At 74.5% G+C, this 26037-nt stretch carries 22 protein-coding genes and 1 pseudogene; 7 read left to right on the top strand and 16 right to left on the bottom strand.

What is annotated here, in order from left to right:
• Nucleotides 1–28: 28 nt before the first annotated feature.
• Complete coding sequence (locus tag O7619_RS11520; RefSeq protein ID WP_282287549.1) at nucleotides 29–3751, top strand: multicopper oxidase domain-containing protein; 3723 nt, start codon at nucleotides 29–31, stop codon at nucleotides 3749–3751.
• Nucleotides 3752–3931: 180 nt separating this feature from the next.
• Here O7619_RS11520 and O7619_RS11515 read toward each other — a convergent pair whose 3' ends face one another.
• The 7 genes from O7619_RS11515 to O7619_RS11485 form a co-directional block, all read right to left on the bottom strand.
• Nucleotides 3932–4696 (bottom strand): hypothetical protein, encoded by a 765-nt coding sequence (locus O7619_RS11515; RefSeq protein WP_282287548.1) that lies wholly within the window; start codon nucleotides 4694–4696, stop codon nucleotides 3932–3934.
• A gap of 16 nt (nucleotides 4697–4712) precedes the next feature.
• On the bottom strand, nucleotides 4713–5564 hold the full coding sequence (locus tag O7619_RS11510; protein ID WP_282287546.1) for a PspA/IM30 family protein: 852 nt from the start codon (nucleotides 5562–5564) through the stop codon (nucleotides 4713–4715).
• A 127-nt stretch (nucleotides 5565–5691) separates the two neighbouring features.
• Nucleotides 5692–6141, bottom strand: coding sequence for a helix-turn-helix transcriptional regulator (locus O7619_RS11505; RefSeq protein ID WP_282287544.1), 450 nt, complete (start codon nucleotides 6139–6141; stop codon nucleotides 5692–5694).
• A gap of 211 nt (nucleotides 6142–6352) precedes the next feature.
• Entirely contained in the window at nucleotides 6353–6901 is a 549-nt protein-coding gene (locus O7619_RS11500) for a CinA family protein (RefSeq protein WP_282287541.1), read from the bottom strand.
• Nucleotides 6902–6951: 50 nt separating this feature from the next.
• On the bottom strand, nucleotides 6952–7533 hold the full coding sequence (gene pgsA / locus O7619_RS11495) for a CDP-diacylglycerol--glycerol-3-phosphate 3-phosphatidyltransferase (RefSeq protein WP_282288786.1): 582 nt from the start codon (nucleotides 7531–7533) through the stop codon (nucleotides 6952–6954).
• 47 nt (nucleotides 7534–7580) lie between these two features.
• A complete protein-coding gene (gene rimO, locus O7619_RS11490; protein ID WP_282287540.1) occupies nucleotides 7581–9071 on the bottom strand; it encodes a 30S ribosomal protein S12 methylthiotransferase RimO in 1491 nt (496 codons plus the stop codon).
• Nucleotides 9072–9134: 63 nt separating this feature from the next.
• Nucleotides 9135–10058: an ornithine cyclodeaminase family protein gene (locus O7619_RS11485; RefSeq protein WP_282287538.1), complete on the bottom strand. Its 924-nt coding sequence runs from the start codon at nucleotides 10056–10058 to the stop codon at nucleotides 9135–9137.
• 214 nt (nucleotides 10059–10272) lie between these two features.
• Here O7619_RS11485 and O7619_RS11480 point away from each other — a divergent pair, with 214 nt between their 5' ends.
• Entirely contained in the window at nucleotides 10273–10587 is a 315-nt protein-coding gene (locus tag O7619_RS11480) for a multidrug efflux SMR transporter (protein WP_282287536.1), read from the top strand.
• 84 nt (nucleotides 10588–10671) lie between these two features.
• Nucleotides 10672–10911 carry a hypothetical protein gene (locus O7619_RS11475; RefSeq protein WP_281584361.1) on the top strand — a complete coding sequence of 80 codons (240 nt, stop codon included), beginning with the start codon at nucleotides 10672–10674 and terminating at the stop codon, nucleotides 10909–10911.
• Nucleotides 10912–10973: 62 nt separating this feature from the next.
• On the opposite strand, the gene O7619_RS11470 is transcribed toward O7619_RS11475, so the two are convergent.
• Nucleotides 10974–13430 carry a DNA translocase FtsK gene (locus tag O7619_RS11470; protein WP_282287533.1) on the bottom strand — a complete coding sequence of 819 codons (2457 nt, stop codon included), beginning with the start codon at nucleotides 13428–13430 and terminating at the stop codon, nucleotides 10974–10976.
• A gap of 112 nt (nucleotides 13431–13542) precedes the next feature.
• On the opposite strand from O7619_RS11470, the gene O7619_RS11465 reads away from it, so the two are divergent.
• The gene (locus tag O7619_RS11465) at nucleotides 13543–14022 is read left to right on the top strand and encodes a YbjN domain-containing protein (RefSeq protein ID WP_282287532.1); all 480 of its coding nucleotides are present in this window, start codon (nucleotides 13543–13545) and stop codon (nucleotides 14020–14022) included.
• Nucleotides 14019–15606: pseudogene (locus tag O7619_RS11460) on the top strand (YbjN domain-containing protein). Before O7619_RS11465 ends, O7619_RS11460 begins: the two are co-directional and overlap by 4 nt.
• 81 nt (nucleotides 15607–15687) lie before the next feature.
• Here O7619_RS11460 and O7619_RS11455 read toward each other — a convergent pair.
• The 6 genes from O7619_RS11455 to O7619_RS11430 form a co-directional block, all read right to left on the bottom strand.
• Complete coding sequence (locus tag O7619_RS11455; RefSeq protein WP_282287529.1) at nucleotides 15688–17232, bottom strand: S1 family peptidase; 1545 nt, start codon at nucleotides 17230–17232, stop codon at nucleotides 15688–15690.
• Nucleotides 17233–17407: 175 nt separating this feature from the next.
• Complete coding sequence (locus tag O7619_RS11450; protein ID WP_281584366.1) at nucleotides 17408–19096, bottom strand: ribonuclease J; 1689 nt, start codon at nucleotides 19094–19096, stop codon at nucleotides 17408–17410.
• Nucleotides 19097–19147: 51 nt separating this feature from the next.
• Nucleotides 19148–20074 carry a 4-hydroxy-tetrahydrodipicolinate synthase gene (dapA, locus tag O7619_RS11445; RefSeq protein ID WP_282287526.1) on the bottom strand — a complete coding sequence of 309 codons (927 nt, stop codon included), beginning with the start codon at nucleotides 20072–20074 and terminating at the stop codon, nucleotides 19148–19150.
• Nucleotides 20075–20126: 52 nt separating this feature from the next.
• A complete protein-coding gene (gene thyX, locus O7619_RS11440) occupies nucleotides 20127–20864 on the bottom strand; it encodes an FAD-dependent thymidylate synthase (RefSeq protein WP_282288783.1) in 738 nt (245 codons plus the stop codon).
• A 538-nt stretch (nucleotides 20865–21402) separates the two neighbouring features.
• Nucleotides 21403–22050 carry a DUF2752 domain-containing protein gene (locus O7619_RS11435; RefSeq protein WP_282287524.1) on the bottom strand — a complete coding sequence of 216 codons (648 nt, stop codon included), beginning with the start codon at nucleotides 22048–22050 and terminating at the stop codon, nucleotides 21403–21405.
• Entirely contained in the window at nucleotides 22040–23269 is a 1230-nt protein-coding gene (locus O7619_RS11430; RefSeq protein WP_282287522.1) for a crosslink repair DNA glycosylase YcaQ family protein, read from the bottom strand. The genes O7619_RS11435 and O7619_RS11430 overlap by 11 nt, the downstream gene beginning before the upstream one ends.
• A gap of 121 nt (nucleotides 23270–23390) precedes the next feature.
• Here O7619_RS11430 and O7619_RS11425 point away from each other — a divergent pair, with 121 nt between their 5' ends.
• Complete coding sequence (locus tag O7619_RS11425) at nucleotides 23391–23942, top strand: GNAT family N-acetyltransferase (protein WP_282287521.1); 552 nt, start codon at nucleotides 23391–23393, stop codon at nucleotides 23940–23942.
• On the opposite strand, the gene O7619_RS11420 is transcribed toward O7619_RS11425, so the two are convergent.
• Complete coding sequence (locus tag O7619_RS11420) at nucleotides 23841–25154, bottom strand: glycosyltransferase 87 family protein (protein WP_282287520.1); 1314 nt, start codon at nucleotides 25152–25154, stop codon at nucleotides 23841–23843. The two genes, O7619_RS11425 and O7619_RS11420, sit on opposite strands and share 102 nt — an antisense overlap.
• A gap of 35 nt (nucleotides 25155–25189) precedes the next feature.
• Here O7619_RS11420 and O7619_RS11415 point away from each other — a divergent pair, with 35 nt between their 5' ends.
• Complete coding sequence (locus O7619_RS11415) at nucleotides 25190–25798, top strand: GNAT family N-acetyltransferase (protein ID WP_282287519.1); 609 nt, start codon at nucleotides 25190–25192, stop codon at nucleotides 25796–25798.
• On the opposite strand, the gene O7619_RS11410 is transcribed toward O7619_RS11415, so the two are convergent.
• Nucleotides 25756–25917 carry a hypothetical protein gene (locus O7619_RS11410; protein WP_282287518.1) on the bottom strand — a complete coding sequence of 54 codons (162 nt, stop codon included), beginning with the start codon at nucleotides 25915–25917 and terminating at the stop codon, nucleotides 25756–25758. The two genes, O7619_RS11415 and O7619_RS11410, sit on opposite strands and share 43 nt — an antisense overlap.
• Nucleotides 25918–26037 lie beyond the last annotated feature (120 nt).

Genomic DNA, 26037 nt, shown 5'->3' with positions numbered 1-26037 from the left:
TACTTCCCTCGCGCCCCTCCGGCGTCGCATGCTGCGATGGACCGCTCACCGCTCGTCAGCAGCGCGTACGCCGCCACGCCGGGGTGACGGCCGCGCGCCCCGATCCGGGGAGAGCCACATGGTGCTGTTCCGCAGACTCCGGCCGGGCCGGGCCGCCACGGTGGCCGAGGAGACCGCGCCCACCGTCCCCACCGCCCGCGCCACCGACGACAAGCCGACCGCGCCGGCCACACCGGTCGGGCCCGCCCGACCGACCCTGGCGAGCCTGGACCCGGACGCCGCGCCGCGCCTGTTCGGCCCGGTGCCGAACACCGCCGCCAGCCCGCTGCCCGTGCTCGACCCCGACGGCCGGCCGGTGCCCGGCACCGGCATCCGCAAGTTCGTCGACCCGCTGCCGCTGCCCGGCCGGCCGGCCACCGCCGGGCTCGGCGCCCGGCTGCCGGTCGCCGTGCCCGACACCATCACCTGGCCGGGCTGCGACTACTACGAGATCGGCCTCCAGGAGTACGCACAACGCCTGCACCGGGACCTGCCGGCCACCCGGCTGCGCGGCTACCGCCAGCTCAACCTGGGCACCGACGCGTCCGGCCACAACACGGTGAGCCCGCCCGACCGGCCCTGGCACCTCGGCCCGATGATCGTGGCGCGCCGGGGCCGGCCGGTGCGGGTCAAGTTCATCAACCAGCTCCCCACCGGCCGGGCCGGCGAGCTGTTCCTGCCGGTCGACGAGACGCTCGACGGGGCCGGCGCCGGGCCGCTCGACGGGCCCGCGCCGTACCCGCAGAACCGCGCCGTGCCGCACCTGGCCGGGGCGCGTACCGCATGGACCAGCGCCGGCAACCCGTGGCAGTGGGTGACCCCGGCCGGCGAGATCACCCCGTACCCGGTCGGGGTGGGTGTGGTTCCGGTGCCGGACATGCCCGCGCCGGGCGCGGGCGCCACCACGCTCTACTTCCCGAACGACCAGAGCGGCCGGCTGATGTGGCTGCACGACAACACGCTCGGCCTGTCCCGGCTCACCACCTACTCCGGGCAGCTCGCGCTCTGGCTGCTCACCGACCCGGCCGAACAGCGGCTGGTGGACGACGGCGTCCTCCCCGCCGACCAGCTCCCGCTGGTGATCGAGGACAAGACGTTCGTGCCCGACGACGCGCAGCTCGCCGCCGAGGACCCGACCTGGGACCGGGACCGCTGGGGCGCCAAGGGCAGCCTCTGGCACCCGCACGTCTACCAGCCCCGGCAGAACCCGTACCGGCTCAGCGGCACCAACCCGACCGGCCGCTGGGACTACGGGCCGTGGACCCACGACCCGGACGGCGGGGCGAGCCCGTGGGTCGCCCCGGTGCCGAGCCCGCACCACGACCCGGCCACCGAACCGGACGAGCCGCCGCTGGTCCCGGCCGTGCCGCACCCGTCCGCGGTCCCCGAGGCGTACGGCGACACCCCGCTGGTCAACGGCGTCGCCTACCCGTACCTGGAGGTCACGCCGACGGCGTACCGGTTCCGGATCCTCAACGCCTGCGCGGACCGGGCGCTCAACCTCCAGCTCTACCGGGCCGCCTCGGACGGGCCGATGTGGGCGCCCGACGGCGGGCCGGCCGACCCGCTCGCCGGCGAGGTGCCGATGGTCGAGGCGGTCCGCGCGCCGGACCGGCCGGCGGACTGGCCGGCGGACGGGCGCGACGGCGGCGTGCCCGACCCGGCCGCCGCCGGCCCGGAGCTGATCCAGATCGGCAACGAGGGCGGCCTGCTCCCGGCCCCGGTCGTGCTGGCGAACCGGCCGGTCGACTACCGGTACGACCGGCAGGACCCGACCGTGCTCAACGTGGACGGGCACACGCTGCTGCTCGCCCCCGGCGAACGCGCCGACGTGGTGGTGGACTTCTCCACGGTGCCGCCGGGCGGCACGCTGATCCTCTACAACGACTGCCCCGCGCCGCTGCCCCGGTTCGATCCCCGCTACGACCACCACACCGGCGCGCCGGACCGCACCGCCACGGGCGGCCTCCCGCCGACCCACCCCGGCTACGGCCCGAACACGCGGACGCTGCTCCAGATCCGGGTGACCGGCGCCCCGGCGGCACGCTTCGACAGGCGGCGGCTCGCCGCCCGGCTGCCCGGCGCGTACGCAGAGAGCCAGCCGCCGCCGATCGTGCCGCAACCGGCGTACGACCCGGCGTTCGGCACCCGCACCCCCGGCCCGACACTGGTCCCGGCGCGGGCCGACGCGGTCACGTTCACCCCGGTCGGCGGGTCCGCCCCGGTCACGCTGCCGCTGGCGGTGAAGTCGGTCGGGCAGGTGTTCGAGCCCCGGCACGGCCGGGCGGTGGGCCGGCTCGGCGTCGGCCATCCGATCACCGGGCCACTCGCCCCGGCCGTCCTGCCGCTGGGCCCGGCCGACCCGGCCACCGAGGTGCTGTTCGCGACCGACCCGACCGTGCCGGTGGGCGCGCCCGCGGACGGCACCCAGCTCTGGCGGATCGTCGGCTACTCCGACCGCACCCACCCGGTGCACGTCGAGGGCGTCGACGTGCAGGTGGTCAACCGGGTCGGCTGGGACGGCACGCTCCGCCCGCCCGACCCGGGCGAGCTGGGTTGGAAGGACACCGTCCGGGTCAACCCCCGGGAGGACGTGGTCGTGGCGCTGCGCCCGGTCCCGCCCAGCCTGCCGTTCCTGGTCGGCGACAGCGTACGGCTGCTCGACCCGACCCGCCCGGCCGGCGCGCGGCTGGATGCCGGCCCGGTGAGCCCGGTCGACGGGCGGCCCACGGTGGTGGTCAACCAACTGGTCAATCTGGGCTGGGAATATCGCTGGCAGACCCGTTCGGCGGGGCTGCGCGACCAGGGCATGAGCCGGCCGCTGGTGCTGCGGGTGTCGCCCCGCGCGCCGACCGGGCTGACCGCCACCCCGGCGCCGGGGTCGGCCACCGCGCTGCCCGCCATCGCGCTGACCTGGACCGGCAACGGCAGCCACCCACCGGCCACGCGCCATCGGCTGCAACGCGCCACCGACAGCGCGTTCACCGCCGGCCGCACCGATATCACGGTGGCCGCCGCCGCGACCCGGTACACGGACGCGACGGTCACCCCGGGCGTCACCTACCACTACCGGATCCGGGCCGAGAACGCGGTGAGCTGCTCGGCCTGGTCCAACAGCGCGCCGGCCTCGGTGCGGCTGGCCCCGCCGGCCCGGCTGACCGCGGTGGTGCCGCCGGCCGCGCCGGTGCGGGTGACGCTGCACTGGGCGAACCACTCGTTCGCCACCGGCGTGGACGTGCAGCGGGCCACGAACCCGACGTTCACCAGCGGGCCGGGCACCACGGCGATCGCCGTCGGCGAGACCCACCTGGATCCGGCCGTCGCCCCGGACACCACCTACTACTACCGGGTACGCACCACCTACCTGGGCGCGGCGTCGCCCTGGTCCACCGTGGCCACGGTGACCGTTCCGCCCCGACCGGCCACGCCCTCAGGTGTGACCGCCACCGTCGGCGCGCCGTCCCCGGACACCGCCTCGGTGACGCTGGGCTGGTCGGCGGAGGCGCCGGCCGGGCCGGGCGCCGGCTTCCTCGTGGAGCGCGCCCTCGACGCGGCCTTCACCCGGGAACCGGCCACCTTCCGGGCGACCGGTCGCGGGTTCACCAACACCGGCCTGTCCCGCGGCGTCACCTACCACTACCGGGTACGCGCGACGAACGTGGTGGGCGTCTCCCCCTGGACCCCCGCCACAAGCATCACCACCCCACCCTGACCCGCCCCGCACCCCCGGGTTTGGTTGGTCGCTTCGTCGATCTTGGACTTTTGGTGCCAGGGTATGTCGGTTCTGGGCTGGTATCGGAGGTGCCACAAGTCCAAGATCGACGTTCGCAGGAAAGGCGCGGAGCGCCGACGCCGGGTGGACGGCCGGGGCGGGAGGGGGAGGGGGGTCGGGTCAGGAGGGGCGGGGCTGGGGGGTGCGGAGTTCGGCCAGGGCGGCGGCCACGCCGTGCAGCATGTCGGTGGCCTCGGTCAGGCGGGCGGCGGCGGGGTGCGCCGTGTTCGGGCGGGTGTCCTCGGCCACGTAGCCGGCGGCGGCCACCACCAGCCGTTCGTAGGCGGCCACCCCGTCCTCCAACTGGGCGACGAGCATCGCGTGCGCCTCGACGAGCGGCCCCTGCGGGGCGAGCTTCACCGCGCCTTCCACGCCTGCCACCCGGGTGGCCAGCTCGCGCAGCGAGCGGTCCGCCTCGGCCGCTTCCCGGACCGCCGGCTCGGCCAGCCCGGTCAGTCGACCGGCCAACCCACCGAGGGTGAGCGCGGCCCGGTCGAGCCGGGCCCACGGCTCGGCCGCAGCGGTGCCGCGCAGACCGACGCGGGCACGGAACCGGCGCACCTCGGCGAGGACGCCCGGGCCCACCGGCAGCCGTTCGACGGCGGCGGCCAGCCGGGCGCGGGAGCGCGCGGCGGCCTCGGCCGGGTCGAGCGCGGGCGGGGCCGGCACGGCCGCGAGCGCCCGGTGGTCGGCCCACCGCCAGCACGCCACCGCGATCGCGCTGCCCGCGGCGGCGGCCCAGGCCGCGTCCGGCAGGCCCAGCCCGGCGTACGGGGTGAGCACCGCGGCGGCACCGCCGAGCCCGCCGGCCAGGACGCTCCACCGCCGCGCCGAGCGCCGCAGCCTGCCCAGCCGGCGGAAGTGTCGCGCCCGCTCGTCCGCCATCGCTCTCCCCCGCCCGTCAGCCGGTGGTGGTCTCCCCGGTGCCACGCTCCCGGCTCATGCTGGCCCGGATCTCGTCCAGTTTGGCGGTCGCCGCCGGGTCGGTCGCCGGCCCCACCGCGGGGCGCTCCGACCGGCCGTCGACCTGCTTGCCGGCCATGCTCGACCGGATCTGCTCCAGCCTGGCCGACCCGGCCGAGTCGATCGACGCCTTCTGGATCTCCAGCATCCGGCCCTCGACCGAGTTGCCGGCCAGCTCGGCCCGGCCCATGGCGGTGGCGTAGCGGCTCTCGATCCGGTCGCGCACCTCGTTCAGCGACGGGGTGTTGGCGGGCGCGGTGAGCGACGACATCGACTCCAGCGAGCGGGCCACGCTCTCCTGCATCTTGGCCTGCTCAAGCTGGCTGAGCAGCTTGGTGCGCTCGGCGAGCTTCTGCTGGAGGATCATCGAGTTGTTCTCCACCGCCTTGCGGGCCTGCGCCGCCGCGTTGAGCGCCTGGTCGTGCAGCGTCTTCAAGTCCTCCAACGCCTGCTCGCCGGAGACCAACTGGGTGGCCAGCATCTGGGCGGACTGCTCGAAGCGCCCGGCCTCGGCCTCGTCACCCCGACTCCGAGCCTGGTCGGCGAGCGTGAGCGCCTGCCGCGCGTTGCCCTGGAGCTGCTCCACCTCGGTGATCTGCCGGGACAGCTTCATCTCGAGCTGGCGCTGGTTGCCGATCACCGCCGCCGCCTGCTGGACCAGCGCCTGGTGTTGCCGCTGCGCCTCCTCGACCGCCTGCTGGATCTGCACCTTCGGATCGGCGTGTTCGTCGATCTTCGCGCCGAAGGCCGCCATCAGGTATTTCCAACCCTTGACGAACGGGTTAGCCATCTCCGCCTCGTCCCCTCACAGTAGCGTCGCGCCTACATCGTCCCAGTCGGACGCCACTCCGGCACCCGTACGACCCTGATCAACACTACGACGTGGACGCCAGCGGCGACACGGGCGGACGGCACGGTCAGGCGGCGCAGACCACGTCCCGCTCGGCGGGGCGCACGCGCGTGCTGCGCAGCGTCGCCTTGAGCGGAGAGTCCTGCCGGACCTGGACGGCCACCGCGCCGTCGGAGGTGACCTGCCGGACCCCCTGGTTCGCCGCCTTGCGCACGGCCGGCGGAGCCACCGACGTCGACTCGGCGGGCTCGTCGGCCACCGGCACCAGCACGCCGGGCATCTGCTCGGCCAGCGCCACCGTGTCGCTCACCTCGCGCAGCAGCTCGGACAGACGGGCGCCGAGCGCGTCGCAGATCGCCGCCAGCAGCTCGCTCGATGGTTCCTTCTGGCCGCGTTCGATCTCGGAGAGGTAACCGAGGCTGACGTTGGCGGCGGACGAGACCTCGCGGAGGGTGCGGTGCTGCCCCTGCCGGCGCGCCCGCAGTGCGTCACCGATCACCCGGCGTAGCAGGACCATCGCACCTCCCCGTGAACGGGTCACCATGCCCGACCGCGCCGCACCGCGCCGAGTGCGGCCATCCGCCGCCCCCGGCGCCGGCGTCGCCCGCCGGAGCCTTCCCGCAACCGTACCCGCTGACCGCCACGACGACATCCCACCCCGCCTGTCCAATCCCGGCAGAAGGGCCGTTCCGACGGGCCCGCGGTCGGGCGTGTCGACGTCGTCCGGGTCATCGCCGGCCGACGCCCGCCGGGTCGACGGCCTCGCCGTCGCGGACGACCCGGACCTGTTCGGCGAGCAGGCGCAGCGCCTCGATCACCGCGGCCGAGCGGATGTGGTCCCGGCCACCGTCCAGGTCGAGCCGGCGCACCCGCGTGCCGTCCGGCCCGGCGACCGCCACGTAGACCAGGCCGACCGGCTTGTCGTTCTGCGGCTCCGGCCCGGCCACCCCGGTGGTGGCCAGCCCCCAGACCGCGCCGCAGCGCTGCCGGCCGCCCTCGGCGAGGGCGGCGGCCACGTCCGGGTCGACCGGGCCGCGCGCCGCCAGCAGGTCCTCCGGTACGCCGGCGAGCGTCGCCTTGAGCTCGGTGGCGTAGACGACGAGGCCACCCCGGTAGATCGAGCTGACCCCGGCGATCTCCACGATCGCGGCGGCGAGCAGGCCACCGGTCAACGACTCGACCGTGGCCAGCGTCTCCCCGCGGTCGTGCAGGCGGTGCACCACGGCGGCGGCCGGGCTGCCGGCGGGCCGTCGGTGCCTCGCGTCGGTGTCGTCCATGACCGCCCCTTCTTCCCGCGTCGCGCCGGCTTAGTCGCCGGTCGCACCGATCAACGCCGGGGACGGCGCAGCCGCAGCGCCTGCGCGATGTAGTCGAAGCCGGTGGCGACGGTCACCACCACGGCCGCGCCCAGGATCCAGGGGCCGACCGGGGCCAGCGCGTCCGGCATCGGCCAGAGGTACCAGGTGATCGCCAGGATCTGCAACGCCGTCTTGATCTTGCCGCCGCGGCTGGCCGCGATGACCCCGTGCCGGATCACCCAGAAACGCAGCGCGGTGATGCCCAACTCCCGGGCGAGGATCACCACGGTCACCCACCAGGGCAGCCGGTCGTACCACGAGAGCAGCACCAGGGCGGCGCCGGTGAGCGCCTTGTCGGCGATCGGGTCGGCGACCTTGCCGAGCGAGGTGACCAGGCCGAACCGGCGGGCGATCCAGCCGTCGACCAGGTCCGTCGCCGAGGCCACCACGAAGATCAGGCAGGCCACCATCCGCCAGCCGGCGTGGCTCATCGCGGACACGGCCACGGTGACCGCGAAGACCGGCACCAGCAGCAGCCGCGCCGCGGTCAACAGGTTCGCCGCGTTGAGCAGTGGCACGGGCGCCGCCACCGTCGGCTCCGCCCCGGTCATGTCCGACATCGCCCCACGTCGCTCCCCCGCTCCGTCCGGGCCCACCGTCACCGGGCCGCGCCGGGCGCCGCCGAGATCATCTCGTCCGGCACCGCGACCAGGTCGACCCCCTCGGTCGCCGTCACCCTGGCCCGGACCAGGTCACCCGGGCGCAGCGCGGCCAGGTCCACCCCGCCGCCGTCCGGCGCGACGAGGGTGGTCGAACCGTCGACCTCGGGCGCCTGGTGGGCGGCCCGCCCCTCGACCACGTCGTCGGCCACCGAGTCCACGAGCACCTCCACGGTCGAGCCGAGCCGTTCCTCGGCCCGCTGCGAGCACAACTCGTCGGCGAGCGCGCCGAGCTTGTCGTAGCGCCGCTTGACCGTGGCGGCGGAGACCTTGCCGGGCAACCCGGCGGCCTCGGTGCCGTCCTCGTCGCTGTAGTCGAACACGCCGATCGCGTCCAGCCGCGCCTCGGTCAGGAACCGGACCAGCTCGGCCACGTCCTGCTTCGTCTCGCCGGGGAAGCCGACGATGAAGTTGCTCCGGGCGCCCGCTTCCGGCGCGAGCGCGCGGGCCGAGGCGAGCAGCTCCAGGAACCGGTCGGTGGAGCCGAACCGGCGCATCCGGCGCAGCACCGGCTCGCTCGAGTGCTGGAACGACAGGTCGAAGTAGGCCGCCACGCCGGGCGTGGTGGCGATCACCTCGACCAGGCCGGGCCGGGTCTCGGCGGGCTGGAGGTAGCTGGCCCGCACCCGCACGATCCCGTCGATCGCGGCGAGCTGCGGCAACAGCTTCTCCAGCGCCCGCGGGTCACCCAGGTCCTTGCCGTACGAGGTGGAGTTCTCGCTCACCAGCACCAGCTCGCGGACGCCGGTCTTGGCCAGCCACTCGGCCTCGGCGAGCAGCTCGTCCGGGGTACGCGAGACGAACGCCCCGCGGAACGCCGGGATGGCGCAGAACGCGCACCGCCGGTCGCAGCCGCTGGCGAGTTTCAGCGAGGCCACCGGGCCGGTGTCGAGCCGGTGCCGCAGCACCTGCCGCAGGTGCGCCGGGGTGTGCTCGTCGGTCTCCGGCGCGACCCGGGTCGGGGTGCCGTGGCCGGGCAGCGACACCGCCGCGTCCCGGCGCTTGACCGGGGTGAGCGGGAGCAGCTCGCGCCGGTCGCGCGGGACGTGCGCGTCGATCGCCTCGCCGGCCACCACCGCGTCGAGGCGGGCCGCGATGTCCGGGTAGTCGTCGAAGCTCAGCACCGCCTGCGCCTCGGGCAGGCTGGCGGCCAGCTCACGGCCGTACCGCTCGGCCATGCACCCGGCGGCGACCACCTTGGCGCCGGTGTCGGCGGCGGCCAGCAGCGTCTGGATCGAATCCTGCTTGGCCTTCTCCACGAAGCCGCAGGTGTTCACGACCACCACGTCGGCGCCCTCGCCGTCGGTGGTCACCTGCCAACCGTCGGCGTGCAGCCGGGCGGCCAACTCCTCCGAGTCGACCTCGTTGCGGGCGCAGCCCAGAGTCAGCAGCGCAACCCGCCGCCCGTCAAAGGAGGAGTCAGACACCATCCGAGGGTACAGGTGCAAGGAAGGGCCCCTTGTTAACGCCTGCGGTAGAGAAGGGTCACCCTCTCACCGCGCCGGGGTGAACGCGCGGGCGAGACGGTCGAGCAGGAACACCTCGGTGCCGGCCAGGCCGGTGGAGCAGAAGACCGAGATCTGGTCCGCGCCGGTCCGGCCGGGAGCCGCCCCGGCCAGCACCGCGCCCAGGTCACGCAACCGCCCGGCGTACGGCTCGACGGCGGCGAGCATCGGCGGCGCGTACGCGGCGGCCTGCCCCGGAGAGTCGGTGACCAGCAGGTCGGCGGCGTCGAGCAGGTCGGTGCCGAACTCGTGCCGGTCGACCTGCTTGAAGCCGACGGTGTTGACGTGCGTGCCCGGGGACAGGTCGGCGGCGGCCAGCACCGGGGCGGTGCTCGTGGTGGCGAGCACCACGAGGTCGCGGTCGCGCACCGCGGCGGCGGCCGAGTCGACCGCCCGCGCCGGCACGCCCAGCTCGGCCCGGACCCGGCCGGCGAACGCCTCCCGCCGGGCCGTTGACCGGCTGTGCACGGTCACCTCGCGCAGCGGCCGGACCGCCGCCGCGGCCCACACCTGGGTCCACGCCTGCCGCCCCGAACCCACCACGCCGAGCGTGGCGGCGTCCGGACGGGCCAGCGCGTCCACCGCCACGCCGCCCAGTCCTCCGGTACGCCGGGAGCCCAGCTCCTCGCCGACGGCGATGGCGCGCACCGCGCCGGTGGTCGCGTCGTGCAGCACGACGAGCTGCCCGCTCTCCGGGTGCCCGAACGTGTCGTACGAGCGGAAGCCGTACCACTCGCCGGTGAGGTGCCCGGCGGTGAGCACCATCCGGCCGCCGCCCAGCGACGCGGACGCCCGGGGTGGGGCGATCAGCCGCCCGTGGTGCGCGGCCAGCAGCGCGTCCCGCATGGCGGCGACGGTGAGCGGGGCGTCCACGGCCGCCGCGACGTCCTCGTCGGAGAAGAGCACGGTCATGACCCCCATCGTGCAACCTGAAGTTTGCGTGAACTCCAGCGATGGTGGGCTTCGTCACCACGCCGCCCGACCGGCCCGGCCAGTGCTAGCGTCGGCCACGGCGGTCCACGGCCGCCCCGGACGAGTGGTGGGCGTACCCGGTCAGGCACGACGCCCCGCGGAAACGACCACCGCCCGGTGCGACCGCCGGGCCCGCCCGTCAGAGGTGACACCCATGGCCTGGATCGTGCTTGTGCTCTCCGGACTGCTGGAAACCGCGTGGGCGATCGCCCTGGACCGCAGCGCCGGCTTCACCCGCCCCCTCCCCACCGCCGTCTTCGCCGGCACGCTCGCCGGCAGCATGGCCGGTCTGGCGTACGCGCTGCGCGACATCCCGGTCGGCACCGGCTACGCGGTGTGGGTGGGGATCGGCGCGGTCGGCACCACGCTCGTCGGCATGCTCGCCCTCGGCGAGCCGGCGAACCTGCCCCGGATCGCCTGCCTGCTGCTCGTGGTCGCCGGTGTGGTCGGCTTGAAACTGTTCCACTGATCGATGCGTGATCCGGTTTGGACGGCCGCCCCGCCGGGGTAGGTGGCTTCCAGCTCACCGAGAAGATCACTCACGGAGGACACCATGGCCGACGTTCCCGCCACCGCCCGCTCCAACAGCAACGCCGCCCGGATCTGCACCATCATCGGTTTCGTCTTCGCGGCCATCGCGATCTTCGTACCGTTCCTCGGCCTGGTCGGGTTGGTCCTCGGCATCGTCGGCGCGGTGCTCGGCGACAAGCCGCTCGGTTGGTACGCCGCCGCGGCGAGCGTCGCCGGCGCCGTCCTCGGCTTCATCCTCGCCGCCGCGATCCTGAACGCCTGACCGCGCCACCCGCACGACGAAGGGCCCGCCGGATTCCGGCGGGCCCTCGTTCGTGGCCGGGCCTATTCCCCGCCGCCGCGCAGGCCGGCCAGCACCTCTTCCAACTCGTCCGGCTTGACCAGCACGTCACGGGCCTTGGAGCCCTCGGACGGGCCGACCACGCCCCGGGTCTCCATCAGGTCCATCAGCCGGCCCGCCTTGGCGAAGCCGACCCGCAGCTTGCGCTGGAGCATCGACGTCGAGCCGAACTGCGAGGTGACCACCAGCTCGATGGCCTGCACCAGCAGGTCGAGGTCGTCGCCGATGTCCTCGTCGATCTTCTTCTTGGTGTCCTGCGCCGGGGCCAGCACGTCCGGGCGGAACTCCGGCTCGCGCTGGTCCTTGCAGAACTTGACCACGTCGGCGATCTCGCGCTCGGTCACCCAGGCGCCCTGGATCCGCACCGGCTTCGACGCGCCCATCGGCAGGAACAGGCCGTCGCCGCGGCCGAGCAGCTTCTCCGCGCCGGGCTGGTCGAGGATGACCCGGGAGTCGGCGAGCGACGAGGTGGCGAACGCGAGCCGGGACGGCACGTTGGCCTTGATCAGGCCGGTGACCACGTCCACCGAGGGTCGCTGGGTGGCCAGCACCAGGTGGATGCCGGCGGCGCGGGCGAGCTGGGTGATCCGGACGACGGAGTCCTCCACGTCGCGCGGCGCGACCATCATCAGGTCGGCCAGCTCGTCCACGATCACCAGCAGGTAGGGGTAGGGCCGCATCTCCCGCTCGCTGCCCGGCGGCGCCGTGATCTCGCCGTTGCGCACCTTGCGGTTGAAGTCGTCGATGTGCCGGACCCCGTTGGCGGCGAGGTCGTCGTAGCGCATGTCCATCTCGCGGACGACCCACTCCAGCGAGTCGGCCGCCTTCTTCGGGTTGGTCACGATCGGCGTGACCAGGTGCGGGATGCCCTCGTAGCCGGTCATCTCGACCCGCTTCGGGTCGATCAGCAGCAGCCGCACCTCGTCCGGCGTCGCCCTGGTCAAAATGGACACAAGCAGACTATTCAGGCAACTCGATTTCCCGGCCCCGGTGGCGCCCGCGATCAGAATGTGAGGCATCTTCGCGAGGTTGGCCACCACGTAGCCGCCCTCGATGTCCTTGCCGAGCGCCACCACCATCGGGTGGTGGTCGCTTGTGGCGGCGCGCGAGCGCAGGACGTCGCCGAGCGACACGTTCTCCGGATCGGTGTTCGGGATCTCCACGCCGACCGCGCTCTTGCCCGGGATCGGGCTGAGGATCCGCACGTCCGGCGACTTCACCGCGTACGCGATGTTGCGGGAGAGCTGGGTGATCCGCTCGACCTTGACGCCCGGACCCAGCTCGACCTCGTAGCGGGTGACGGTCGGGCCGCGGGTGAAGCCGGTGACCTCGGCGTCCACGCCGAACTGGTCGAACACGCCGGTCAGTGCCGCGATCACCTCGTCGTTGGCCTTGCTCCGGGTCTTCGGGGCGGCCCCGTTGCCGAGCATGTTGGCCGGCGGAAGCGTGTAGTCCCCGGCCAGGCCGGTGAGCGCGAGCTGCTCGGCGCGGGTGGGCAGCGGCGAGTGCTCCGGCGGCTCGGCCGGCTTGCGGTTCGCCGGCACCTTGGGCATCTTGCGCGGCAGCACGATGGTTTCCTGGAGGTCGACGCCGGCCAGCTCGTCGTCCGGGTCCAGCGGGTCCGCCGGCGGCGGGAGCCGCTTCGCCGGCCGCTTGCGCGCCGGCTTCGGCGGCGCCTCGACCTCGTCCCGCTCCTCCTCGACGTCCTCGGGCGCGTCCGGGTCGGCGCGCAGGCCGAGCCGCTCCGGGATCCGGTTGATCGGGGTCGCGGTGACCACGAGCAGGCCGAACACCAGCAGCAGGAGCAGCAGCGGCATCGCCACCCAGGCGGTCACCGCCGACTTCAGCAGGTCGCCCACCCCGGCGCCGATCAGGCCGCCGGCGTAGTCGCGCTGGACCTCGTCGACCGGGTTCTGCCCGATGTGCAGCATCGCGGCGGTGGCAAGCAGCATCGAACCCCAGCCGACCAGGCCGCGACCGCGGTGCTCCGGGTCGACCGGGGTGCGCATCAGCCGCCACGCGCCGACCATGAACAGCACCGGCAGCACGATCGAGATCGCCCCGACGAAGAGACGCACGGTGTCGGCCAGGTGCCGGCCCACCGGCCCCGCGCCGCCACCCCAGATGCCCACCGCGGCGAGGATGGCCAGGCCGAACAGCAGCAGGCCGGCGCCGTCGCGACGGTGCTCCGGGTCGAGCTCCCGGGTGGACGCGGCCTGCCGGCCGACGGCCCGGAAGCCCCAGCCGACCGAGTGCGCCAGCCCCATGAACATGGCGTTGACGGCCCGGCCGACGAACGCGGCCGGACTGGGCCCCGGCGCCGGTCGACGCCGGACGGGCTTGCGCGCCGCCTTCTTCGCCGGTTGGCGGGCACGGTTGTTCGTGGAGCCTCGTGGCGACGCGCCGCGTCGCCGGCTCGCCTGAGAGGTACGGCCCGCCATAGAGTCACGGTAACGGCGGCACCCGGCGAAACGCCGCTTTTCCGGGTCGTGTCCGCGTGTCACCGCACGGTCGGACCGTCGTTTGTGTTATTCGCCTCAGAAGGGATGCCCGATGGCGTCGCCGGAGATCGAGGACGGTCCGGACGGTCCGCTGGCCGGACACCCGCAGGCGCTGCGACCGTTGACCGGCGCGCTGATCGCCGCCGTGCTGGCCCACCGGGGGTACGCGGTGGCGCAGGAACCCGACGGCGCGCTCGTCGGCCGCTGGGAACGGCACCTGATCTGGTTCCACCGCCGGGGCACGGCCGGGGAACTGCTCCAGGTGCGCACCGTCGCCGCGCCCCGGTTCGGCATCGAACGGGTGCCCGAGCTGCACGAGTTCTGCAACACCTGGAACCACGACCGGCTCTGGCCCAAGGCGTACGTGCACGTCGACGACGGTGGGGTGGCCCAGGTCTGCGGCGAGGTCACCACCGACCTGGAGCGCGGGGTGACCCCGCACCAGCTCGACCGGCTGGTCGACGGCGGCGTCACCACCGGCTGCCAGCTCGCCGACGCCGTCGCCGACCTGCCCGGCGGGTCGGTCCGGTGACTCCGCCCCGCGACCGGGGGCTGGCCGCCGCGCTCGCCGACGCCCGGGACCGGCCCGACGGCGAGCAGCGCCGCGCCGAACTGGAGCGGATCGCCGTCCGGGCCGATGCCACCGGCGACCCGCGTACCGCCCTGTCGGCGCGGTTCGCGCTTGTCGAGGCGTACCTGTACCTGGGCGAGCGGTGGCGGACGGTGGAACCGGTGCGCCGCCTGCGGGCCACCCTGGCCCGGCATCCGGGGCTGCTCGACGCCCACCCCGACGAGGTGGTCCGGCTGCGCCGGCATCAGCGGCAGGCGGTGGAGGCGCTCTTCGGCACCCCCCGGGTGGGACTGGACCAGGCCCGGTCCCTGCTGGACACGCTCGCCGAGGAGATGGGTCCGGACGCCGGGCCGGTCGCCGAACTGCGCTGCCGGCTCGCCGACCACCTCGGCGACGAACCGGCAGCCCGGGCCGCGTACGCCCGCTGGACGGCCGCCGATCCGGCGGACCCGGTGGGCGGCTGCCCGGGTTGCGCCCCGGCCCGGCGGGCCGAGCTGCTGGCCGGCTGGGGCGAGCCGGAGGCGGCGCTCGCGGCGCTCGGGCCGGGGCCGGTCGACGTGCCGGGCTGCACCGACCAGCCCGAACGTTCGCTGGCCGCCGGGATGCTCCCGTGGCTGCGCACCGGCGCGGTGGCGGAGGCGGCCCGGGCGCACGTGCGCGCCTACCGCCGGCACGGCCGGGAGCGGGCGGCGTTTCCGCTGCTCGCCTCGCACCTGCGGTTCTGCGCGCTGGGCGGGTATCCGCACCGCGGGCTGGAGGTGCTGACCGTGCAGTTGCCCCGCCTGGACCGGGCGGTGGACGACCTGTCCGCGATGGAGTTCGCCGCGGCGGGCGCGTTGCTCTGCGGGCTGGCCGCGGAGGCCGGCCTCGGTGGCCGGCGGGTCCATCGCCCCGGGCACGGTTCCCGGCCGGCGGCCGAGGTGGACGTGGCCACGCTCGGCGCGCAACTCCAGGCGCTGGCGACCGCGCTGGCCGGGAGCTTCGACGCCCGCAACGGCACCGGGCACCAGTCCGGGCGGATCGCCTCCTGGCTGGCCGAACGGCCGCTCGCCGGGCCGGTGTCGCTGGCCGCCGAGAGCGAGTTCGACGACGAGCCGGCGGTCGACCCGGCCGAACCCGGCCCGCCCGCCCCGGAGGAGCCGGCCCCGCTCGACGCGGCGCTGCTCACCGCCGCGCTCGATGCCCGGGGCGACACCTACACGGTGGAGCCGGACGGCACGCTCGTCGGGCGGTGGGGCGAGGCGACGATCCAGTTCCGCCGGCTCGGTCGGCGCGGTGACGTGCTGCACGCCCGGGTGGTGGCGGCCCGCCGGTTGCCGACCGGCCGCCGCGCCGAGGCGCTCGCGTTCTGCAACGCCTGGAATCACGACCGGCTGCTGCCCCGCGGCCTACGTGCACGAGCCCGGCGACGGGACGCTGGTGCTGGCCGCGGGCGTCACCACCGACCTGTCCTGCGGGGTGGCCCCCACCCAGCTCGCCGTGCTGGTGGCCGCCGCGGTCCGCACCGGAACGGCGTACGCCGAGGCGGTCGCCGCGCTGGGCTGAGCCGGACGCGGCGCCGACACGGCGCGACCCCCGACCCACCGGGCGGTGGCGGGTCGGGGGCCGCGGTCTCGGGGCCGGCGGTCAGCGGGCGGAGAACGCCAGCGTGTACTCGCCGGAGCCGACCAGCCCGACGACCCGGTAGCGGTAGGCGCCGGCCGGGGTGGCGGCGGTCAGCCGGGCCGGGCCGTCGGCGTTGCCGGCGCGGGCCACGGTGCGGAACGCGCCGCCGGTGAAGCGTTGCAGCTCCAGCACCACCCGGGCGCCGTCCGGCACGGCCACGCACGCCTCCTGGGCGCCGCCGGCCACCCGGAAGAAACGGCCGTCCGGCTGCACCTGGGTACGCCCGGCGGCGATCCGGCCGGTCCGGCTCACCTGGCCGGTGCACCCGGTGTCGTCGGCCGGCGGTTCCGTGGGCGGCGCGCTGGCCGGCGGGGCCGTCTCGCCGCCACCGGCCGGCGGTTCCGCGGGATCCTGTTGGCCGCCGGCGGTGACCAGGGTCAGGTTGTTGCGTTGGAGGATCTCGTTGACCGGCTGGAAGAACGTGACCCCGCCGCGGGTGCAGTCGCCGGAGCCGCCGGAGGTGACGCCCTGGGCCTGGTCGCCGGAGAGCCACGCGCCGCCGGAGTCGCCCGGCTCGGCGCAGACGTCGGTGCGGGTCAGCCCGGTGACCGTCCCCTCCGGATAGTTGACCGTGGCGTTCTTCGCCTGGACCACGCCGCACCGGGTGCCGGTGGTGGAGCCGGAGCGGCAGATCGACGCGCCGACCGGGGCCTCGGTGGAGCCGTTCACCGGCACCGTGCCGCCGTTGAAGTCGTTCACCACGCCCTGCGGCGTCCAGTCGCCGTTGACCTCGACCACGGCCCAGTCGTCACCGGGGAACGAGGACGCGGAGAACGTGCCCTGGGCGACCCGGTTGGACCCGGTGGTGCGGTCGCCCGGCCGGCCGCAGTGCCCGGCGGTGACGAACCCGCCGACCACCGAGAAGCCGACCGAGCAGCGGCCGGCGTTGTTGATGAAGAAGGCGTCGCCACCCCGGACGTCGAACAGCGGGCGGGGAGCCTCGTCGGCGGTCCGCACCCGGACCGCGCCCGTCCCGCCGGCGGCGGCGAACCGGCGACCGGCGGCCTCCGCGCCGGGCCGGGCGACCACCACCACGGAGTTGGTCGCCACGTCGACGTACCAGCCCGCGATGTCCGGGCCGGCGTCGACGCCGGCCCGGTCGAGCCGGGTCTTCACCGCGTCCAGTTCGGCGACGCCGCGCGCGACGGGCTTCGGCACCGCGCCGGCCGCCGTGACGCGCGCCGCCCGCGCCGGGTCGGCCACCGCCACGGTGAGCGTGGCACCGTCGGCGCTGAGCCAGCTACCGCCGTAGTCGGCGCCGAGTTCGGCGCGCAGCCTGGTGACCGTGCCGGCGGCCCAGCGTTCCGTGCGCAGCCGGCGTACCGCCTGGTCGCGGGTGAGCGAGAGGTCGCGGCCCAGCGCGTCCAGCACCTCCGGGGCGACGCCGTCGGCGGTCGGGGCGGACCGCCGGGGTCCCTCACCGGCGAACGACGGCAGGGTCACCGCCGCCGCCAGTCCGGCCGCCGCCACCAGTACGCCGATGGCTGTCATCCGTCTGCGGTCCATCCGCCACGCTCCTCCCGCCCGGCGCGGGGGGCACGCCGGACGACCGGGAGTACGGAGACGGACGCCGATCGGATGAACCGCGGCGCGGGGTTTCGACGCGGCGTGTCGAGGCGTACCCGGAACGCGACGACGCCGGCCCACCGCGGACGGTGGGCCGGCGCGCGAAGCGGTCGGGTCAGACCTCGACGACGGTCGGGACGATCATCGGACGGCGGCGGTACGCGTCGTTCACCCAGCGTCCCACCGTCCGGCGGACGATCTGCTGGAGCTGGTGCGGGTCGGTGATGCCGTCCGCGGCGGCCCGGTTCAGCGCCTCGGTGACAAGCGGCACCACCGGGTTGAACGCGGCCGGGTCCTCGGAGAAGCCCTTCGCCGAGACGGTCGGGCCGGCGACCACCTTGCCGGTGACCGAGTCGACGACCACGGTGGTGGCGATGAACCCGCCGTCGCCGAGGATCCGGCGCTCGGTCAGCAACGACTCGCTGACGTCGCCGACGGCGAGGCCGTCGACGTAGACGTACCGGCTCTTCACCCGCCCGACCAGGCTGGCCCGGCCCTCCACCAGGTCGACCACGTCGCCGTCCTCGCAGAGCACCACCCGGTCCGGCGCGACGCCGGACTCGATGCCGAGCCGGGCGTGCGCCCGCAGGTGCCGCCACTCGCCGTGCACCGGCATCAGGTTGCTCGGCCGCACCACGTTGAGCAGGTAGAGCAGCTCGCCGGCGGGGGCGTGACCGGAGACGTGCACCTTGGCCACGTCCTTGTGCACCACCACGGCGCCGGCCCGGGCCAGCCGGTTGATCACCCGGTAGACCGAGGTCTCGTTGCCGGGCACCAGCGACGACGCGAGCACCACGGTGTCGCCCGGCGCGATGGTGATGTGCCGGTGGTCGCCGCTCGCCATCCGGCCCAGCGCGCTCATCGGCTCGCCCTGCGAACCGGTGGACATCAGCACGATCTGCTCGGGCGGCAGGTTGGTGGCCTCCTCGATCCCCACCACCAGACCGGCCGGGATGTTGAGCAGACCCAGGTCACGGGCGATGCCCATGTTGCGGACCATGGACCGGCCGATCAGCGCCACCTTGCGGCCGTGCTCGGCCGCCGAGTCGAAGACCTGCTGCACCCGGTGCACGTGCGAGGCGAACGAGGCGACGATGATCCGCCCCTTCGCCTTCGCGAAGATCGAGTCGAGCACCGGCCCGATCTCCCGCTCCGGCGTGACGAACCCGGGGATCTCCGCGTTCGTGGAGTCGGACAGCAGCAGGTCGACGCCCTCGGCGCCGAGCCGGGCGAAGCCGGCCAGGTCGGTGATCCGCCCGTCCAGTGGGAGCTGGTCCATCTTGAAGTCGCCGGTGTGCAGCACCAGGCCGGCCGGGGTGCGGATGGCCACCGCGAGCGCGTCCGGGATCGAGTGGTTCACCGCGAAGAACTCGCACTCGAACGGGCCGAGCCGTTCCCGGCCGCCCTCCCGGACGGTGAGCGTGTAGGGCTGGATCCGCCGCTCGGCCAGTTTCGCCTCGACGAGCGCCAGCGTGAACTGCGAGCCGACGAGCGGGATGTCGGGTTTGTGGGCGAGCAGGTACGGCACCGCGCCGATGTGGTCCTCGTGGCCGTGGGTGAGCACGATCGCCTGCACGTCGGCCAGCCGGTCCAGGATCGGGCCGAAGTCGGGCAGGATCAGGTCCACGCCCGGCTGCTCGACGTCGGGGAAGAGCACCCCGCAGTCGACGATCAGCAGCTTGCCGTCGAACTCGAAGACGGTCATGTTCCGGCCGATGGCGCCGAGTCCGCCGAGCGGGATGATCCGCAGGCCGCCCTCCGGCAGCGGCGGGGGCAACTCACCCTCGATGTGCGCCTCGGTCACGCGTCACCTCATTCTGCGACGCCGTCGCACGGCGTCCGTCGTGTCGTTGAATCATTCGGGCAGGGGCAGGCCCGCGGCGGCGCAGTCGGCGCGCAGCCGGGCCAGTTCGTCGCCGGTGGCCTCCACCAGCGGCGGTCGCACCGGGCCGGCCGGCAGGCCCTGGGCCGCGAGGCCGGCCTTGACCAGGATCGTGCCCTGGGTGCGGAAGATACCTGTGTAGAGCGGCAACAGCCGCCGGTGCAGCGCGAGCGCGCCGGCGTGGTCGCCGGCCACGAACGCCTCGATCAACTGCTTGGTCAGCGCGCCGGTGAAGTGCGTCGAGGTGCCGACCACGCCGACCGCGCCGACCGACAGCGACGGCAGGGTGAGCGCGTCCTCACCGCTGTAGAACGCGAGGCCCGTGCGGCTGAGCACCTCCGAGGTCGCCGTCAGGTCGCCCTTGGCGTCCTTGACCGCGACGATCCGGCCGTGCTCGGCGAGCTTGACGAGCGTCTCGGTGGCGATCGCCACGCCGGAGCGGTGCGGGATGTCGTAGAGCATGACCGGCAGCCCGGTGGCGTCCGCGACGGTGGTGAAGTGGTGCAGCAGCCCGGCCTGCGGCGGCTTGTTGTAGTAGGGCGTGACCACGAGCAGGCCGTGCGCGCCGGCCTTCTCCGCCTGCGCGGCCAGCTCGACCGTGTGCCGGGTGTCGTTGGTGCCCACCCCGGCGACGATCCGGGCCCGGTCACCGACCGCCTCGACCACGGCGCGGACCAGCGTCTCCTTCTCCGCGTCGGTGGTGGTCGGCGACTCGCCCGTGGTGCCGTTGAGCACCAGCGCGTCGTTGCCCTGCTCGTCGACGAGATAGCGGGCCAGTCGGGTGGCGCCGTCCAGGTCGAGCGCGCCGTCGCGGGTGAACGGCGTCACCATGGCCGTGATCACCCGTCCGAACGGGCGCGACGCCCCCGGGTGCGGGGCGGCGGAGTGGTCGTGCGTCATGTTCACAACCTAGCGGACGACCACCGGTGGCCCGGCGGCGAAGGGTGACGAGTCACTCGGCGTGCGGCGACGCCGCCACCTCGGTGCCGTCCGGCAGCGTCGAGATCACGAAGTCGGCGAACACGTTCGGCGCGACGCCCTTGAGCTGACGCAGGCACTCCACGGCCAACTCGCGGATCTCCACGTCCGCGTGCTCGGTGGCGCGCATCTTCACGAAGTGCCGCCAGGCGCGGTAGTTGCCGGTCACCACGATCCGGGTCTCGGTCGCGTTCGGCAGCACCGCCCGGGCCGCCTGCCGGGCCTGCTTGCGGCGCAACGTCGGGTTGGGCTCGTCGGTGAAGCGGGCCTCCAACCCTTCCAGCAGATCGGTGTACGCCCGCACCGCCGCCTCGGACGCCTCGACGAACCGCTTGTGCAGCTCCGGGTCCTCGGCGATCACCGCCGGCTCCACCATCGCCGCGTCCCGCTCCGGCACGTAGCGCTGGGAGAGCTGCGAGTAGGAGAAGTGCCGGTGCCGGATCAGCTCGTGCGTGAACGACCGGGAGACGCCGCTGAAGTAGAAGCTCACCGAGCCGTGCTCCAGCACGCTCAGGTGGCCGACGTCGAGGATGTGCGCCAGGTAGCCGGCGTTCGTCGCGGTGGCCGGGTTCGGCTTCTTCCAGCTCTGGTAGCAGGCCCGGCCGGCGAACTCGGCGAGCGCCTGCCCGCCGTCGGCGTCGGTCGACCACGGCACCTCGTCCGGCGCCTGGAACTGCGTCCACGCGATCAGCTTGACCTGGGGCTGCACCATCTCCGGCATGCCGAGGACTGTAGTTGGCCCGCCCCCAACGCGGAAATCGGGCACGCGGCCGACCTGCTCAGCCCACAGGTGTCCAAGCTCTCACAGTGTCCCCGCGCTCGGCTCGGCTCGGCTCGGCTCGGCTCGGCTCGGAGAGATCTTGGAAAGAATCGGCCCCTGGAGGGGCCATTTCGTTCCAAGATCTCCGTCGATTTCACATAGTGGAACATCATTCTCGAAAGGTGGACGTTTACTCCGGCTTGCGGCGATTTGACGATTCCTGCTCGCACGCAAGCGACGACTCGCCAAGATCTCGCTGCCCGGCCACACCATCCGCACACTCGCCGTAGCCGACAGCGCAGACCGGGATGATGGCGGCACGGATCGGATGGTGAACCGGGGGCCCGATGACAGGGCGCGCAGGACGACGGCTGCGAGGCGGTTCGCGCGACGACGAGGTCGCGACACATCACCGACGACTCACCTCGAAAGGGCCACCAGCAGTACGTCATCCGCCTACCCGGGCCGGGGCAGCCGCGCCGGCGAGCGGTCAGACGTAGAGCGAGGGGAACGGGGCCCAGGGCAGGTTGCGGACCACCGAGAAGGCCGCCCAGGCGGCCAGGAAACCGCCGATCACCTTCGGGCTGAACTGCGGCTCCGGCAGTCGCCAGCCGAACGCCCGGTTGCCGGCCCAGGCGACGAAGAGCCAGGCCAGGAACGGCAACGCGAAGACGAAGAGGAAGTGGTGCCGGGCCGCCGCCGGCAGGTCGCCGTGCAGCACGTACCACAGCGCGCGGGTGCCGCCGCAGCCCGGGCAGTCCAGCCCGGTGGTGAGCTTGAGCAGGCAGGTCGGCCGGGCGTCCGGGTCGCTCACGGTGGGATCGCTGATCAGCGCGTACGTCATGCCGAGGCCGACGCAGCCCAGCGCGGCCAGCGGCACCGCCCAGCGCGGGGCGCGGGCGTGCAGGCGCAGCACCATCCGGGTGAACCGGTCGGGCTCGACCGGCTGGTAGGCCACCCCCGCCGGCCACACCGCCCCATGCCCCTCGCCAGGCCCGTACGGCTCACCGTGCGGGGACGGACCACCGTGCGGGGACGACTCGGCGTGCGGGGACGACTCGGCGTGCGGGGACGACTCCCGGTGGAGGTCGGGCGCGGTGGCGGGCCGGTCGACGCTTGTCACGCGCTCACCGTACACCGGCCACGCCCACCAGCGCGGCGGCCAGCGGTGCGGCCAGATCGCCGGCGGCCGGCGGGGCGACCGCGTCCAGGCCGAGCCACCCGGCGAGCCGGTAGAGCTCGGCGGCGAGCGCCACCGCCGTCTCCCCCGGGTCGGCGCCCGGCTCGACCCAGGCGGCCGGCACCAGCAGCACACCGGCCTTCCGGTCGGCTTTGAGGTCGACCCGGGCGGTGAAGCGCTCGCCCTGCCGGAACGGCAGCACGTAGTAGCCGTGCACCCGCTGCGGCGCCGGCACGTAGATCTCGATGCGGTAGGTGAACCCGAAGAGGCGCTCGGCCCGGGCCCGCTCCCAGACCAGCGGGTCGAACGGGCTGACCAGGGTGTTGCCCCGGACCCAGCGGGGCAGCCGGGCCTCGGCGTGCAGGTAGGCCGGCAGTCGCCAGCCCGGCACCGTGACCGGGATCAGCTCGCCCGCCTCGACCAGCTCGGCGACCGCCGCCCGGGCGCCGGCCACCGGCAGCCGGAAGTAGTCACGCAGCTCCGGCTCGGCGGCGACGCCGAGCGACCGGGCCGCGATCGCCACCAGCGTGCGGTGCGCCTGCGCGTCGGTCGGGGTGGGCGCGTCCAGCACGGCCGCCGGCAGCACCCGCTCGGGCAGGTCGTAGCGGCGGGCGAACGAGCTGGTGCGGTCCGCGGCGGTGACCTCGCCGGCCCAGAACAGGAACTCCAGCGCCCGCTTCACGGTCGACCAGTTCCAGCCCCAGTTGCCGGTCTCGCGGGGGGCGTCGTGCTCGATCTCGGCCGCGGTGAGCGGGCCGCGGGCGGCCACCTCGTCGCGTACCCACGCCACCAGCCCGGGCTGCTCCTGGGCGATCCGGCGCATGCCGCCCCAGGCGTCGTCGCGCGCCTTGGCCATCCGCCAGCGCAGCGCCGGGTGCAGCTCGACCGGGACCAGCGACGCCTCGTGCGCCCAGTATTCGAACAGCTCGCGGGGACGGCGGTAGGCCGCGGTGTCGAGCAGGGCGGTCGGGTAGGGCCCGAGCCGGCTGTAGAGCGGCAGGTAGTGCGCGCGTTGCAGCACGTTCACCGAGTCCATCTGGATCAACCCGACCCGGCCGAGCACCCGGCGCAGGTGGCGGCGGGTGGGCACGCCGGTGGGCGCCGGGTCGGCGAAGCCCTGGGCGGCCAGGGCGACCCGGCGGGCCTGGGCGAGCGAGAGCGATTCCGGTACGGCCATCGCCGCGACCCTAATCCAGCCCACCGACACGACACCTCCCGGTCGCGGCGACGCACCGAGCGGGACGTGTCGTCGGGTGCGGCGGCTGGACCGATCGCCCGCCGAGGCATACAACGGACAGGTGCCCATCATCCGCCGGGAGGAACCGGACGACGCCGAGTCGATCGCCCGGGTGCACGTCCACGGGTGGCGGGCCGGGTACGCCGGGATCATGCCGGCGGAGGTGCTGCGCCGGCTGAACCCGGCCGCCTGGGCGCAACGCCGCCGCGACCTCGGCACCGCCGACCCGGAGCACCCGTTCACCACGCTCGTCGCCGAGGACGACGGCGTGGTCACCGGCTTCGCCACGTTCGGGCCGTACCGGAACAACCAGGACCGCGGCGACCTCGACCCGGCGTACGGCGAACTGCTGGCCATCTATCTGGAACCGGCGTTCTGGGGTTCGGGCATCGGCCCGGCGCTGCTCGCGGCGGCCCGGGCCGGCCTGGTCGAGCGGGGCTGGCGCGAGTATCGGCTCTGGGTGCTCGCCGACAACGCCCGGGCCCGCCGGTTCTACGAGCGGGCCGGGCACTCACCGGACGGGGAGGAGACCGCCTATCCGGTGCCGCTGCACGGCGGGCGCGCCCCGGTCCTGCTCCGCGAGCTGCGCTACACCGCCCGGCTCGACGGCTGACCCCGCCGGACCCACCGACCCGGCCGGCCCGCCGCCGCCGGTCGGTGTCGCCCAGCGGCGGATCGGCAGGCTGAGCAGCAGCGCCAGGCTGATCCAGACGTAGGTGTTGCTGCCGAGGAAGCCGTCCACGCCGGTGAAGTCCTTCTCCCAGGCCCAGACGATCCGGCTGCACAGCAGCGCGTACCCGATCAGCGCGGCGGCCAGCAGCACGCGGCGGCGGCGCCCCCGGGCGGACGCCGCCATGCCGTTGTCGACGAGCAGGATCAGGCCCGGCAGCAGCCAGACCAGGTGGTGGACCCAGGTCACCGGGCTGACCAGGCACATCACGGCGCCGGTCAGGGCCAGGCCGGTGGCCTCGTCGCCGACGGCCACCGCCCGTCGGCAGCGCCAACCCCAGACCGCCAGGGTGACCAGCACGAGCACCAGCCAGGCCAGGGTGCTCGGGTGCTCCGGGTCGAGCCGGGCCACCACCCCGCGCAGCGACTGGTTGGAGACGAACGCCAACTCACCGACCCGGTCGGTGTTCCACAGCGCCTCGGTCCAGAACTCCCGGGACGCGTCCGGGAAGAGGCCGGCGGCCAGCAGCGTGGCGACGGCGGCCGAGCCGATCGCGGTGGCGGCGGCCCGCCAGCGACCGGTGACCAGCAGATAGACGACGAAGATGCCCGGGGTCAGCTTGATCGCGGTGGCCACGCCGATGCCGACACCGGCCCAGCGGTTGCCCGCGGGCAGCAGCCGCAGCAGGTCCACCGCCACCAGGAACAGCAGCAGCATGTTGACCTGGCCGAAGTTGACCGTCTCGCGCATCGGCTCGTACGCGGCGGCCAGGCAGAGCGCGACCGCGAGGGCGAACCACCGGGTCCAGCCGGAGCGGCGGGCGACCGGGTCCAGCAGCCACCAGATCACCACGGCGCTGACCGCCACCGTCGCCGCCACGCTCACCACGATCGCCGCGCCCCACGGCAGGTACGCCATCGGCAGCATGACGAGCGCCGCGAACGGCGGGTAGGTGAAGCCGTACTGGGTGCCGGCCTTCAGGAAGTCGTAGATCTCGCCGCCGTCACGTGCCCAGTAGGTGAGCGCGCCGTAGTAGACCCGCAGGTCGAAGAAGCCGTGCCGGACGGCGGCCACGGCGAGGAACACGGTGACCGCCGCGGCGAGCGCCGCCACGGCGGCGACCTGCACGGCCGTGCGGCCGGCACCCTGCGCCACCGTCACCCTCCTCGCCCTGCGTAGGCTCACGTGCCATGGCTGAAGGCTACGTCCGCCCCGCGCGTCCCGAGGACGTCGCCGAAATCGCACGCATCCAGCTCGCGACCTGGCGGGTCGCGTACCGCCGGATCCTGCCCCGACACGTGCTCGACAACCTGGACGAGGCGTACCTCGCCCGCCGGTGGGGCGCGGCGGTGCAGGAGCCGCCCTCCGGCGCGCACCGGGTGCTGGTCGCCGTCGAACAGGCGGCCCAATCCTATCTGGTGGGGTTCGCCGCCTCGGGTCCGGCCGATGCCGAGGCGCTGGCTCCCGGGGAGCCGGCCGACGCGCTCACCCCGGGCCTGGCGGCGGTGACCGACCTGCTGGTCGAGCCGCGATGGGGTCGGCGCGGGCACGGCAGCCGGCTGCTCGCCGCCGCGGTCGAGCACTGGCGGGAGGACGGTTTCACCCGGGCGGTGGCGTGGGCGTTCGACGCGGACGCGGCGACCCGCGGGTTCCTCGGCTCGACCGGCTGGGAGCCGGACGGCGCGACCCGGGCGCTGGACGTGGACGACATGCTGGTCCCCCAGCTCCGCCTGCACGTGGCCGTGCCGGAGGCGGGTCAGCCCTCGTCCGAGCCCTCGTTGGCGCCGCGCACAAAGTAGCCCCCTACACGCTGGTCGTCGCGCGGGGCCACGTCGGCCACCGGCCGCCAGTTGTCGTCGCTGACCGGGCGCAGGGTCACCCGGCGGCCCAGGCGGTCGCGCTCCCCAGAATCGATCATGACCGCCACCCTAGGATCCGGCCCGCCCCTCGACCGCCTATTTCGGCGAGCCACGGCGGCAGGCGTGTTAAGCGGGGCCCCCTGTTATGCAGAATGCGTTAAGCGGGGGCCCCTCCTTAC

Origin of the sequence: Micromonospora sp. WMMD998, from assembly GCF_029581235.1 — a bacterium.
Lineage (GTDB): Bacteria > Actinomycetota > Actinomycetes > Mycobacteriales > Micromonosporaceae > Micromonospora.
This window is presented reverse-complemented; position numbering and strand designations above follow the sequence as displayed.

Bases quoted from the DNA above. Each gene is read 5' to 3' on its own strand.
- O7619_RS11520 (WP_282287549.1), top strand. From the start codon at position 29: ATGCTGCGATGGACCGCTCACCGCTCGTCAGCAGCGCGTACGCCGCCA.
- O7619_RS11515 (WP_282287548.1), bottom strand. From the start codon at position 4,696: ATGGCGGACGAGCGGGCGCGACACTTCCGCCGGCTGGGCAGGCTGCGG.
- O7619_RS11510 (WP_282287546.1), bottom strand. From the start codon at position 5,564: ATGGCTAACCCGTTCGTCAAGGGTTGGAAATACCTGATGGCGGCCTTC.
- O7619_RS11505 (WP_282287544.1), bottom strand. From the start codon at position 6,141: ATGGTCCTGCTACGCCGGGTGATCGGTGACGCACTGCGGGCGCGCCGG.
- O7619_RS11500 (WP_282287541.1), bottom strand. From the start codon at position 6,901: ATGGACGACACCGACGCGAGGCACCGACGGCCCGCCGGCAGCCCGGCC.
- pgsA (WP_282288786.1), bottom strand. From the start codon at position 7,533: ATGACCGGGGCGGAGCCGACGGTGGCGGCGCCCGTGCCACTGCTCAAC.
- rimO (WP_282287540.1), bottom strand. From the start codon at position 9,071: ATGGTGTCTGACTCCTCCTTTGACGGGCGGCGGGTTGCGCTGCTGACT.
- O7619_RS11485 (WP_282287538.1), bottom strand. From the start codon at position 10,058: ATGACCGTGCTCTTCTCCGACGAGGACGTCGCGGCGGCCGTGGACGCC.
- O7619_RS11480 (WP_282287536.1), top strand. From the start codon at position 10,273: ATGGCCTGGATCGTGCTTGTGCTCTCCGGACTGCTGGAAACCGCGTGG.
- O7619_RS11475 (WP_281584361.1), top strand. From the start codon at position 10,672: ATGGCCGACGTTCCCGCCACCGCCCGCTCCAACAGCAACGCCGCCCGG.
- O7619_RS11470 (WP_282287533.1), bottom strand. From the start codon at position 13,430: ATGGCGGGCCGTACCTCTCAGGCGAGCCGGCGACGCGGCGCGTCGCCA.
- O7619_RS11465 (WP_282287532.1), top strand. From the start codon at position 13,543: ATGGCGTCGCCGGAGATCGAGGACGGTCCGGACGGTCCGCTGGCCGGA.
- O7619_RS11455 (WP_282287529.1), bottom strand. From the start codon at position 17,232: ATGGACCGCAGACGGATGACAGCCATCGGCGTACTGGTGGCGGCGGCC.
- dapA (WP_282287526.1), bottom strand. From the start codon at position 20,074: ATGACGCACGACCACTCCGCCGCCCCGCACCCGGGGGCGTCGCGCCCG.
- thyX (WP_282288783.1), bottom strand. From the start codon at position 20,864: ATGGTGCAGCCCCAGGTCAAGCTGATCGCGTGGACGCAGTTCCAGGCG.
- O7619_RS11430 (WP_282287522.1), bottom strand. From the start codon at position 23,269: ATGGCCGTACCGGAATCGCTCTCGCTCGCCCAGGCCCGCCGGGTCGCC.
- O7619_RS11415 (WP_282287519.1), top strand. From the start codon at position 25,190: ATGGCTGAAGGCTACGTCCGCCCCGCGCGTCCCGAGGACGTCGCCGAA.
- O7619_RS11410 (WP_282287518.1), bottom strand. From the start codon at position 25,917: ATGATCGATTCTGGGGAGCGCGACCGCCTGGGCCGCCGGGTGACCCTG.